Origin of the sequence: Virgifigura deserti (genome assembly GCA_003576685.1) — a bacterium.
Classification (GTDB): Bacteria; Pseudomonadota; Alphaproteobacteria; order Dongiales; family Dongiaceae; genus Virgifigura; species Virgifigura deserti.
This window is the reverse complement of sequence record QOZR01000003.1, coordinates 77,221-89,560: the sequence shown is the minus strand read 5'-3', so window position 1 is coordinate 89,560 and position 12,340 is coordinate 77,221. Positions and strand designations below refer to the sequence as shown.

Below are 12,340 nucleotides of genomic sequence, written 5' to 3'. Positions count from 1 at the left end.
CCGAGCAACCGGTGAAATGGAACGGGAAGGATTTCGGCGGAGCGGGAGCCCGCCGATCGCCCATCTTGACAAGGACAGGCATCTGACGTATTGCTGATATATCACCAATTTGCAGATGCCCCCGGGCCGGTGTGGACCGGTGCGGCGGCGGCACAAGCAAGGAGGAGCATCCCATGGGGTCAGACAGTCAATTTGCTGCGATGTCGGATCGGCAGCGGAAGTTCCGCGCTCAGTATCGGGCGCGGATCGTCGGCTGGTATAATGGCTGGCTTCATATTGCAGTGATTTACGCCATCGGCTTCGCTGCCATGTATGTCTATGCCGCCAATATCGAGAACGTCCGCTGGTGGGAATGGCTGACGATCCCAGCCGTCGGCCTTATGTGCAACGTCTTCGAATGGGCCTTGCATCGCTACATCATGCACCGGCCGCGCAAGAACAAGGCAATGCGCGCCGTCTATGAGCGCCACACCCTGAATCATCATCAGTTCTTCACCGAGGAGGAAATGCGCTTCGCCGATCATCGCGATTGGCGGGTGACGGTCTTTCCGCCCTACGCTCTGATCGTGTTCATCCTCATGTCGATCCCCGGTGCGCTGATTGTCGGCTGGTTGATCTCGCCGAACGTCGGCTGGCTTTTGATGGCAACGACCACGGGCATGTATCTGATCTACGAGTTTCTGCATTTCTGCTGCCACGTGGACGAGAACTGGTTCGTGCGCTACACACCGTTCGTGAACACGTTGCGCCGGCACCACACCGCGCACCATAATCAGAGCCTTATGATGGAAAGGAACATGAACCTGACCTTTCCGATCGCCGATTGGATGTTCGGCACGTCGGATCTCAATCGCGGGCTGCTCGGCCATCTGTTCAACGGCTACAGCACCAAGCATTTGAGGACCGACATGCGCCGGACCTCGCGGAAGCCGCGGAGGAGCGCGACGCCGGCGGCTGTCTGAGCGAACGGCAGACGACCGTATCGGGCCAGCCCCTTCGCTCCATCGGAGCGAAGGGGCCACTCGTGAGAGAAATCGACCAGCGGAGCGGAGGGAATCATGACCGGCAATGCCCCGTCTTCGGACTGGCGCGACCAGGGCGTGCGGATCGTACATGGGAGCGACCTCGACACTAACACGCCGCAGACCCCTGGCATGTCGCGCGCGGCCGCCATCAACTTCGCGCGCGTGGGGGCACAGAAGCTCTGGGCCGGTACGGTGACGATCCATCCGGATGCGAAAACCGGCGCGCATCATCACGGGTCGCTCGAAAGCGTGATCTACGTCGTCAAAGGGAAGGCGCGGATGCGGTGGGGCGAGCGGCTGCAATATGTGGCCGAGGCAGGCCCGGGCGATTTCATCTATGTGCCGCCCTATGTCCCGCATCAGGAAATCAATGCCAGCGCGGACGAGCCGCTCGAATGCGTGCTTGTCAGAAGCGACCAGGAGCCGGTCGTCGTGAATCTGGATATCGAGCCGGTCGAAACGCCCGAGGAAGTCTTCTGGGTCGACGATATTCACCCGCATCCGGAGCGGTGAGCGGGGCAAGCCATCTTGCCAGTCGAAGGGGGAAGTAGCTTAATATGCCGACCACTTACAACACCCTGATCATGGGTGCATCCTACGGCTCACTTCTGGCGACCAAGCTGTTGGTTGCGGGACATGATGTGAAGCTGGTGTGCCTCCCTGAAGAGGCAGAGTTGATCAATGCGGAAGGCACCCGTGTGCGCTTGCCGATCAAGGGTCGCAGCGAGCTTCTCGAGATCGACTCGCGAAAGCTGCCGGGCCGCTTGTCCGCCACTGTGACCGGTGCCGTCGATCCGGCTGACTATGATCTCGTCGCATTGGCGATGCAGGAGCCGCAATACCGCGCGCCGGGCGTGCGCGAACTCTTGAATGCCGTGGCGAAGGCGAAGGTTCCCTGCATGTCGATCATGAACATGCCGCCGCTGCCTTACCTGAAGCGCATTGCCGGCCTTGATGCCGGCGCATTGAAGCACTGCTACACCGATGCGGCGGTATGGGAGAATTTCGATTCGACGCTGATGACGCTATGCAGCCCGGATCCGCAGGCTTTTCGGCCGCCGGAGGAGAAGTCCAACCTGCTGCAGGTCACGCTGCCGACCAACTTCAAGGCGGCTCGGTTCGAGTCCGACGCTCACACGGCGATGCTGCGGCGGATGCAGGCCGATATCGAAGCGGTTCGGTATAATCCCGGTGACGGTGCGATCGAACTGCCCGTCAAGCTCAAGGTCCACGACTCTATCTTCGTGCCGCTGGCGAAATGGGCCATGCTGCTGACCGGAAATTATCGCTGCGTTCAGAAGGATGGTGCCCGTTCGATAAAGGACGCGGTGCATTCGGATATCGAAGCATCCCGGTCGGTCTATGAGTGGGTTTGCGATCTGTGCATCGCGCTTGGAGCGTCGCCGGGTGATCTCGTGCCGTTCGAGAAATATGCCGCCGCGGCGCATGGACTGACGCGGCCGTCCTCGGCCGCGCGTGCCCTGTTCGCCGGCGCGTCCAATATCGAACGGGTGGACCGGCTGGTACAAGGCATCGCGGCACAGAAGAACATGCGGAACGCGGTCGTCGACGAGACCGTTGCCTTGGTCGATGCCCGGCTGGCGGCCAACCGGAAGGCCGCTGCCTGATCCTTAGCAAGGCCGTACTATCCAGAGCCGCTTGGCGCTGGCGACCATCGGTCTGAGCGTGCCGCACCGTCTCCGCCAGCGCGACGACATCCCGGTCGAGCGCGCTGTTGCCGATCACGGCCAGGACGGGAAAGCCGCCTTCGGCCATGGCAATGGGTCCATGCCGGAAATCCGCCGCCACCCGCCATCACAGCAGTCTATGCCTGCGTCAAGCCGCTGAACGAGGTCATGCTCCTGCAGAAGGCGGGGATCCGGCCGGGCAAGGCGGCCTGAGCTGCGTTATTCGGCAGTTTTACCGTCCGTCGCTTCCAACGGCACCAAGGTTCTGATGACCGGTCGGATCGTCAGGCCCTGAATGACGATCGAGAAGATCACGACGGCGTAGGTGACGGTCAGAAGCAGCGCTTTATGCTCACTGTCCGGTAGGGACAGGGCCAGAGCGACGGAGATGCCGCCCCGCAGGCCGCCCCAAGTCATGACCGAGATGCTGCCGCGCGTGAACTGGCGCCGCAGGCCGAGCGCACTGATCGGCACCCAGATTGCGATGAAGCGAGCCACCAGAACCAGGGGAATGGCGACCGCGGCCGCCATCAGGTAGGGGCCCTCGTAGCTGATGGCGAAGACCTCAAAGCCGATCAGCAAGAACAGTACGGCGTTCAGGATCTCGTCGATCAGGTGCCAGAACTTGTCGACGTAGCTCCAGGTCAGTTCGCTCATTCCGCGACGCACGCCGTGATTGCCGATGAACAGGCCGGCGATCACGACGGCGATCGGGCCCGACAGGTGAAGGGACTGAGCGAGGGAGTAGGTCCCCGTTACGAGAGCGAGCGTCAAGATCACCTCTAGATTGAATTCATCCACGGACCGGATCATCAAGAAGGTGACATAGCCGCAAAGGCCGCCGAGCAGCGCTCCGCCCAGCACCTCGACCACGAAGAGACGCAGGACGTCGATCGTCGTGATCGGGGCATCATGAGGGCTGGAGCCGAAGGCCATCTGCGTGAGGATCAGAAAAATCACCACGCCCACGCCGTCGTTGAACAGAGACTCGCCGGCGATCTTCGTCTCGAGCGGCCTCGGCACTTTGACCAGCTTCAGGATGCCCATCACGGCGACGGGGTCCGTCGGGCTGATCAAGGCGCCGAAAACGAGCGCTACCATCAACGGAATGCCGGTAACCCAGTGGAAGCCAAGCCCCACCAGCACGGTCGACAAACCGACGCCGAGCGTTGCCAGTGCTGCGATTGCCCATTTTTGTTCAGCAAGATCCGCCAAGTTCACGCGCAAGGCGCCGGCGAACAGCAGGTAGGACAGAAGACCGTCCAGCACCACCTCCTGGAACGGAATACCCGTGACGATCTCGCGCACGGTCTCGAAGATCGCCGGACCGGGGAGCAACCAGTCGGCCACGATCATCGCAACTGAGACTGCGAACGAAATCACGACGAGGCCGATCGTCGTCGGCAGCTTTAACACGTGATAGTTGAACAGACCGAATATGCCTGCGAAGACCAGCAGGAGTGCAGAGATCGTAAAAATTGACATCCGACCTCGGTTGCGATGGTGGCAATGATCCCGAGTCCCGGAGGAGCATCGCCGAATGCTCCACCACAATCCAGGCCGAAGATGTGACCTGATTTCTTTCGTATCAGATCGTGCGCGTCACCTTGCTCAGGCCGCGCGGTCGATCGACGTCGATGCCGGCGCGTTCGGCGATTCGGCCGGCGAGGAGCTGGCCGGGCAGGATGGCGGTGAGCGGCTCGAGCCATGCGGCGGGGGCATCGAACGGCAGGTCGGCGCCGCTAGGACCGACCGTCAGAAGCTTTGCCTGCCGCACCCTCAATGTCTCCGCCAACGCGGCGACATCCTGATCGAATGCACTGTTTCCGATCACCGCCAGGACGGGGAAGCCGTCCTCGATCATGACGATCGGACCGTGCCGGAAATCCGCTGACGAAAAGGCCTCCACGGCGACGTAGGTCAGCTCCTTGAGCTTGAGCGCGGCCTCATGGGCCGTCGACAGGTGAAAGCCGCGTCCGATCGAAATAGCGCGTCCGGCGCCCGGCCAAGCGGCGGCCTCCGTGGCGGCAAGGCCGGCCCGATCCAGCGTCCGTCGAAGGGCTTCGGGCACCGTATCGAGTGCGCCATATCGCGACCGACGCTCGGCCGGCTCCGCGGCCGCGGCCAGGAGGGCGAGGGCCGCGAGGCTTGCGACATAGGTTTTGGTTGCGGCAACGCTGCGTTCGATACCTGCCTCCAGCGCCAGGACCTCGTCCGTAGCGCTTGCGACCGGCGCCGACGGATCGTTCGTGATCGCGACGGTGACGCAGCTCTGGTCGGCGGCGGCGCGCATTACCGCGGCGATGTCCGGCGATTGCCCGGACTGGGAGATGCCGATTACCAATGCGCCGTCCAGCCGCGGCGGCGCCTCGGCGACCGTGAACAGCGAGGGTGCCGCCAGGGCGACCGGCAGGCGCAGCATGGCGCCGAAGACATACTGGGCATAGCGGGCGGCGTTGTCGGAGGTGCCGCGCGCCGCGATCAGGACGAACGGGGGCGGGCGGTCGCGAATCCGCGCCGCGATCCGCTCGACAACATTCCGCTCGCGCTCAAGGAGTCGCGCGACGATGTCAGGCTGCTCGGCGATCTCCTGCCAGAGATGGGGCATGCGGCCTCTCGATCACGTCGGACGTGCCACCACAGGAACATAGGTCTCCAGATCCGTCGCGGGTAGTCGGACCGTCTGGCCGATCTCGGCCGAGCGGTAGAGCGCCATCAGCATTTCGACCACGGCGACCCCATCCTGGAACGTCTCGATCGGCGTCCGGCCGGTCCGGAAGCACTCCACCATATGCCGGTTCTCGTCGGTGTAGCCATAGACGCCAGCCTCGTCCTCCAGCACCGGCATCAGCCCTTGCTCGGCATTCTGCTTCTCGACGAGATCCTCGCCCTCGGCGCCGCCCACGGCGCGCGAGATGAAGACCTTCAGGCCGCTGTTGAGCGAGCTGAACTCCATCGAATATTCCGGGCCGAGGAGTTCGAGCTGGATCCGCAGCCCGGCACCGACATAGGCCCAGGATGTGGTCGCCTCGATCATCACCTCCTGGCCTTCGGGGTCCTTCAGCACCAGCACCCCGCGGGCGAAGTCCTCGACTGGCCGCCGGGCGAAGTCGACCTCGGCGCCCATGCGCGACTTCAGCTCGGCGGCATATTTGGGCCGCGTCCATTTGAGGTTCGCCACCGTGGCGTTGGCGCTGACCAGCTTCAGACTATCGCGCGGCTCGCCCGGCTTGGTGAGCAGGAAGCGGGCGACCTCGACGCTGTGGCACATCATGTCCGAGAGCACGCCGCCACCCTGTTTCGCGCCGATCCAGAACCAGGGCTCGTGCGGCCCGCTATGCTCCTCGGCAGCGCGGGCGAGGTAGGGGCGGCCGGCGCTCGGCACCGCCCGCCGCCAGATGATCTCCTTGCCGCGCATGACCGCCGTCGAGAACACCTGGTTCTCCAGATAGCCGTGGCTCAGCCCTGCATCCCCGGCGAGGCGCAGCATCTCGCGTGCCTCGCCGACGGTCCGCGCCAGCGGCTTCTCGCAGGCGACGGCGCGCAGGCTGCCCTGGCCCGCCTTCACGGTGCGATGAATCTCGCGCATCACCTCCAGACGCGTGTCGTTCGGGCTCAGAATCCAGAGCGCGTCGACGTCGCCCGACGCGATCATCGCCTCGATCGACGGAAAGGCCTGGCACGGCCCGAGGCCCATCTCCGTGGCCTGCGCGGCGACGCTCTCGCGCTTGGCCGGCGTGCGGCTGTAGACGCCCGTCACCCTGCAGTTGCGCACGCCCAGCATCGCCTGGAGGTGGAACTTGGCGATGAAGCCGCTGCCGATCAGGCCGATGCGCAGACTTTCGAGAGGGGGATTGGCAGACATGACGACTCCTTTGCTTGTTCTTGGTGGTCGCGCGCTTCAGGCTGGCGGGCGAGGGCCGGTGGAGCGGCGGGTTACGAGTTCGACCGGAAGGATCACGTCGCCCACGGGCGGCGATTTGCCGTCCAGCAGGTCGAGCATGATGGCCATTGCACGCCGGCCGATCTCCTGGCGCGGCTGTGCGACGGTGGTAAGAGCGGGATCGGTGGCGGCGGCAAAGAGGATATCGTCGAAGCCGATCACCGAGATATCTCCCGGCACGGACAACCCTTGCGACTTGATGGCTTGAATCGCACCGATGGCGCTCTCGTCGTTGGCCGCGAAGATCGCCGTCGGCCGATCGGCGAGCGCGAGCAGGCGACGCGCCGCCTCGACGCCCGAGTTGAAGGTGAAATCGCCGTCGGCGATCAGAGCGGGCTCCGACGGCAGGCCGCGCTCCGTCAGCGCATCGCAATAGCCGGCCAGCCGGTCGACGCTGATGATGCGGTTGAGCGGGCCGGCGATATGCGCGATTCGTTCATGACCGAGCTCGAACAGATGGCGCATGGCCGTCCGTGCCGCCTCGGCATTGTCGATCCGGACGGTCGGGAGGCCGAGATCCGGGAGATGTTCGCAGGCGAAGACGAGTGGCGGCAGCCTCTCGCGCTCCACCGCCATGCTGCTTTTCTCCTGGGCCGGCAGACGCCCGGTCAGCAGAATCATGCCGTCGGCGCGCCGGGACTGCACGAGCTCGAGATAAGCCCGCTCGCGTACCGGATCATTGTCGGTGTTGCCCATCAGCACCGTGTAGCCGAAAGCCTGTGCCGTCTGCTCGGCGCCGCGGAGGATCTCCGGATAGAACGGGTTGGTGATATCCTGGACGACGACGATGATCGAGCGCGTCTGCATCTTGCGCAGGTTGCGGGCGAGCGAGTTCGGCGTGTAGCCGGCTTCGGCCACCGCCTTCAGGACCCGTTCGCGCGTCCGCGTCGAAACCAGTTCGGGCTTGATCAGCGTGCGCGACACGGTCGCGGTCGAGACGCCCGCCAGTCGCGCGACGTCCTTCATCGTCGCGGTGCCGGCGCCGTCACCGCTCTCGAATGGCATCGGCCGAAGCGTTTGCAGGCTCAAGGGTCACATCCTCAGCTTGCGCTGCCGGCCATAGAGCAGCATCAGCCCCAGCAGCGTGGCGCCGAAGACGATCTGGCGGCCTGACGGGTCGATATTGAGGGTCGTCAGAATGCTCTGCAGGAGGACGAGGACAACGGCGCCCGCCATCGTTCCGATATAGCCGCCCGTGCCGCCGGCCAGCGAGGTGCCGCCGATCACCACCGCGATGATGGACGGCAGGATGTACTGGTCGCCGACTCCGACGAACACATTGCCGGTATAGCCGAGGACCAGGAAGCCGGTAAGGCCGGCGAACATGCCGCTCAGGCCGAACAGAATCACACGTGTCCGCCGGACGGAAATGCCCGCCAAAGCGGCTGCTTCCTCGTTCGTACCGATGGCGAAGATCTTCAGCCCGAATGCGGTCCGACGCAGGAAAACTGTCATGCCGATCCCAATCATCACCCAGACGAACAGGATTCCCGGAATGCCCAGCAGCACCGGATTGGTGACGAAGTCATTCAGTAGTGGCGCCGCGCGGCCCGAGGGGATGCCGCGAGTCAGCACAACGAGCGCGCCCTGGATCACGCCATACATGCCGAGCGTCATCACCAGCGGCGGGATGCGCATGATCGTGACGCCGAACCCGTTGGCCAGCCCGAGCGTGAAGGTGACCGCGAGCGTCACTGCCAGGGCCAGCGGAATCGCCGCATTCTCCGCCTGCATCACATTGCCGGCGACGAGCGCGCCGAGCGAGATCATGCCGCCGACGGACAGGTCGATGCCCTCGCGCCCGCCGAGGATGACCAGATTCTGTCCGGCGGCGACGATGCCCAGGAGTGCGGCGATCGTAAGCTGGCTGATGATCTGCGAGGGCGCGGCAAAGCCGGGGGACAGGAGTTCGCCGACGATCAGCATCGCCGCGATCGCGGCCAGCGCCAGGGTGAGCGGCCTGGTCGCGAGGCCCCGGAGGGTGGTGACGGACCCGTTGAACTGTGCGGTCTGCGCCATTCGTCCGTCTCCGCCGCCGCTCATCGTCGGGACACGAACACGCCGCCGGCGAGCGCCAGAAGCACGATCAGGCCTTGGACCAGCCCCTGATATTCGAAGGGCAGGCGAGCGAAGAAGATCACGTTGTCGATGAGGCCGAGGATCATCGCGCCGAACACCGAGCCGATGAAGCCGCCGATGCCGCCGCTGAGGGCCGTTCCGCCGAGCACGACCGCACTGATCGAGGACAGGGTGTAGCCTGTCCCGAGCAGCGGGTCGCCGGACGCGGTCTCGCCGACTAGGCAAAGCGCCGCGAGCGCGCTGAACAGGCCGGACAGCGCATAGGCGGTAATGCGGACACGCAGGACGTGCAGGCCCGTCTGGAACGCCGACTGCATCTGTCCGCCGGTCGCCAGCAGTGCGTGGTGGAAGCGGGTCCGAGCCAAGACCAGCGCGAAGATCACCGCCAGCGTCAGGACCCAAATGACCGTTTGCACGCCGAGAATGCTGCCGCCGTAGGTCTGCCACACGGTCGCGGGCACCTGCTTGCCGGCCTGCGGCAAGATCCAGAGCGCCAGCCCGGCGAAGATGATGCCGGTGGCGAAGGTGGTGACGATCGGCTGAAAGCGGAGCAGGGCGACGCAAAGGCCGTTGAAGAGGCCGGCGGCAATCCCGAGGCCGAGACCCGTCGTGAGTCCGAGTGCGATGGCGCCGCCGGTTCCGCCCATGCCTTCGATGATCGAGACCGTGGCGACATTGACCAGCGAGACGATGGAGCCGACCGACAGGTCGATGTCGCTTGCCAGGATCACATAGGTCTGCCCGATCGAAACCAGGATCAGCGGCAGGAAGGTGCTGAGGTTGGAAACCATCACGCCGGGCTGAAGGAAGCTCGGCTGGAGCGCGATATTGATGCCGCAGAGAATCAGGAAGAACACCACCGAGAGCAGATAGGTATGTCGCCTCAGGTCGAAGGACCTCAGCCGTTGCGTAAGGCTGGTGTGGTTCGACGGTGCGGTCTTGGCGTGCTCGGTCATAGCGGTTTTCGCGTCAGCTTGCGGCATAAGCCGCTTGATAAAGCTCGAACTCGCCCATGCGCTCGCCTTCGAGTTCCCGCACGATGCGGCCGCCGTTGAACACGAGAATACGGTCGGCGTTGCCGAGAAGCTCCTTGTCCTCGGATGAGTAGAGGATGATCGAGACGCCTTCGGCGCAGAGTTCACGGAGAATGACGTAGAGATCGTGTTTCGTCTGCAGATCGATCCCCTTTGTGGGGTCGTCCAGCAGCAGCACGGCCGGCGCGACCGCCAGCCACCGGCCGATCACAACCTTCTGCTGGTTGCCGCCGCTGAGGTCGCTGACCGGCGCCGCGAAGCTCGGAAATTTGAGCTTCAGTCGCTCCGCGACCGGCGCGATGCGTTTCACCAGGGCGCCGTAATTCAGCCCCACCGGCCGTTGCTTGGAAACAAGACCGATCACCAGATTCTCGAAGATCGAGCGGATGGGCAGAACGCCATAGCGACTGCGATCGCCCGAGATATAGGCGATGCCGTTGGCGATCGCGTCGGACGGCTTGCGGAGGAGGAGCGGCTTGCCATCGAGAAACACGCTGCCGCCCGCCAGGGATTCCGCGCCAAATAGGCTGCGCAGAAGGTCCGATTGTCCCTGCCCATGCAGCCCGCCCAGCCCGAGGATCTCGCCGCGTTGCAGGCTGAACGATACGTCCGCCAGTTTCCGCCCGACGAGATTCCGCGCCGCCAGCACTGCCGTGCCTGTCAGCGGAGCGGGTGCCTCCTTCCGATCGGCGGCGGCGATGTAGGCGCCGCCGACCATGTGCGCGACGATCTCGTCCTGGGTCGTCTCGGCGATCGCCACGCTCACAACGGTGCGGCCGTTGCGCATCACCGTCACCCGGTCGCCGATCGCGAACACCTCGTCCATCCGGTGCGAGATGAAGATAATCGCGTGGTCTTCGGCCTTCAGCGAGCGGATCAGGTCGAAGAACACCGCGACCTGCTTGCTGTCGAGTGACGCGGTAGCTTCGTCGAAAATGACAATGCGACTGTTCTCCGACAGAACCTTCAGGATCTCCACGATCTGCCGTTGGTCCGCCGAAAGGTCCGACACCAATACGTCGGGACCGAACCCTTGGCCGACGACGGCGCCGAACGGACGGATTGCCGTCTCGGCATCGCTGCGCAATCGCTTCCGATCAACCAGCCCATAGGCTGTGCGCGGTTCTCGACCGAGGAAAATGTTTTCCGCAACGGTTAGCTGTGGAATAAGGCTCAGTTCTTGATAGAAGACGCCGATTCCAGCCGCGGCGGCTGCATGGGGCGTTCGAAACCGTACCGGCTCGCTGGAGAGTTCGAGCGAGCCGCCGTCGGGTGCGACCGAGCCGCCGATGATCTTGCACAACGTGCTCTTGCCGCAGCCGTTGGACCCGATCAGGACGTGGACCTCACCGGCGCCGAGGGCGAGGTCGCCCTGCTCCAGGGCGACGACGCCGCCGAACCGCTTGCGGATGTTGCGGGCGCGGAGAATCGTCATCTTCGGTAGCCGCTCTCGGCTTCGGCTGGGAAGGAAGCGACCAGCCTCGCCGGTGTCGGCCCCCTTGTACCTGCTTGCCCTAGTCGAAGTACTGTTCCGCCTCGTCCGGAGTGACCACGGTGGTCACCGAATAATATCCCGGCTTGTCTTTCACCTCGGCATAGACCTCGTCGAGGTTCTCGTTGGTGATCAGCGGAATCGGCAGATAGATGGCGTTGCCATAGACTCCGCCGAAGACATCGTCCTTGAACTCGTGACCCTGCAGCTTGAGCACCGCGACATTCAGCGCGCTCGCCATTACGCCCGGCGGATTGACGGAGGCGGCCGAGTTATAGCCTTTCTCCTTCCACTGCGTCAGGAAGTCGACGCGGATCTCGCCGGTTGCCGCGATATCGTCCGTGCGGCCGGCTTCGTTGATCGCGCGCCATGCGCCGGCGGCCATACCGTCCTGCACCCAGACGCCGTTGATGTCCGGATAGGTGGCGAGCAGCGTCCGCATCGCCTGTTGGCCCTGGGCCTGATCCCAGTTGGCATTGACTTCGTTCAGAATCTCGATGTCGGGATGCTTGCCGAAGACCTCTCTATAGCCTTCGACCCGCATCTGGTTGGCGGGATGCCCGGCGACGCCGTTGATGGCGACGACGCTGCCCTTGCCGCCCAGCGTCTCGGCCAGCCATTCCGCGGACTTCATGGCCCAACCCTTCTGGTCGATGCCGACATAGATTGCATCCTGCGAGGAGACTTCGGCATCGGTCGCGATCACCAGAACGCCACGCTGGGCCGCCTGCGCGAAGATCGGGTCGAAGGCGGTCGGGCTGTTCGGATTGATGATGATTGCGTCGACGCCCTGGTTCATGAAGTTGCGGACATGCGCGATCTGCCCCTGAACATCGACATCGGCTGATTGAACGATGACCTCGACTTCGACACCTCGATCGGCCCAGGCCTCGGCGGCAGCCACGGCCTCGTCGATCATCTGCGTACGCCATTCGCTGCCGACCCAGCCATTGCTGAGGCCGATCGTGAATGTGTCCTGGGCCCGAGCAGCCGTCGGGGCGACGCTTCCGGTCGCGGCGACGAGCGCGGCGGCGGACAGGGTCAGGAAAGTCCTTCTCAGCATCCGTTCCTCCTCATGT

General features: G+C 64.2%; 11 protein-coding genes. 3 read left to right on the top strand and 8 right to left on the bottom strand.

Annotation, left to right across the window (positions count from 1 at the left end; translation table 11 throughout):
- Positions 1-173: 173 nt before the first annotated feature.
- From DT069_RS06005 to DT069_RS05995, 3 genes are all read left to right on the top strand, one after another.
- A complete protein-coding gene (locus tag DT069_RS06005; RefSeq protein ID WP_425450040.1) occupies positions 174-962 on the top strand; it encodes a sterol desaturase family protein in 789 nt (262 codons plus the stop codon).
- Positions 963-1,058: 96 nt separating this feature from the next.
- Entirely contained in the window at positions 1,059-1,538 is a 480-nt protein-coding gene (locus DT069_RS06000; RefSeq protein ID WP_119459390.1) for a cupin domain-containing protein, read from the top strand.
- Between the two features lie 44 nt (positions 1,539-1,582).
- Positions 1,583-2,653: a Rossmann-fold NAD(P)-binding domain-containing protein gene (locus tag DT069_RS05995; protein ID WP_119459389.1), complete on the top strand. Its 1,071-nt coding sequence runs from the start codon at positions 1,583-1,585 to the stop codon at positions 2,651-2,653.
- A gap of 279 nt (positions 2,654-2,932) precedes the next feature.
- On the opposite strand, the gene DT069_RS05990 is transcribed toward DT069_RS05995, so the two are convergent.
- From DT069_RS05990 to DT069_RS05955, 8 genes are all read right to left on the bottom strand, one after another.
- A complete protein-coding gene (locus DT069_RS05990; protein ID WP_119459388.1) occupies positions 2,933-4,198 on the bottom strand; it encodes a cation:proton antiporter in 1,266 nt (421 codons plus the stop codon).
- A gap of 103 nt (positions 4,199-4,301) precedes the next feature.
- Positions 4,302-5,321 (bottom strand): SIS domain-containing protein, encoded by a 1,020-nt coding sequence (locus tag DT069_RS05985; protein ID WP_119459387.1) that lies wholly within the window; start codon positions 5,319-5,321, stop codon positions 4,302-4,304.
- A gap of 12 nt (positions 5,322-5,333) precedes the next feature.
- On the bottom strand, positions 5,334-6,578 hold the full coding sequence (locus tag DT069_RS05980; protein ID WP_119459386.1) for a Gfo/Idh/MocA family protein: 1,245 nt from the start codon (positions 6,576-6,578) through the stop codon (positions 5,334-5,336).
- 36 nt (positions 6,579-6,614) lie between these two features.
- Positions 6,615-7,685, bottom strand: a complete 1,071-nt coding sequence (locus DT069_RS05975; RefSeq protein ID WP_425450039.1) for a LacI family DNA-binding transcriptional regulator — start codon at positions 7,683-7,685, stop codon at positions 6,615-6,617.
- Positions 7,686-7,688: 3 nt separating this feature from the next.
- The gene (locus tag DT069_RS05970) at positions 7,689-8,675 is read right to left on the bottom strand and encodes an ABC transporter permease (RefSeq protein WP_425450038.1); all 987 of its coding nucleotides are present in this window, start codon (positions 8,673-8,675) and stop codon (positions 7,689-7,691) included.
- 20 nt (positions 8,676-8,695) lie between these two features.
- The gene (locus DT069_RS05965) at positions 8,696-9,691 is read right to left on the bottom strand and encodes an ABC transporter permease (protein ID WP_119459384.1); all 996 of its coding nucleotides are present in this window, start codon (positions 9,689-9,691) and stop codon (positions 8,696-8,698) included.
- A gap of 13 nt (positions 9,692-9,704) precedes the next feature.
- On the bottom strand, positions 9,705-11,204 hold the full coding sequence (locus DT069_RS05960; protein ID WP_119459383.1) for a sugar ABC transporter ATP-binding protein: 1,500 nt from the start codon (positions 11,202-11,204) through the stop codon (positions 9,705-9,707).
- 79 nt (positions 11,205-11,283) lie between these two features.
- Positions 11,284-12,324, bottom strand: coding sequence for an ABC transporter substrate-binding protein (locus DT069_RS05955; protein ID WP_119459382.1), 1,041 nt, complete (start codon positions 12,322-12,324; stop codon positions 11,284-11,286).
- Positions 12,325-12,340: the final 16 nt, after the last annotated feature.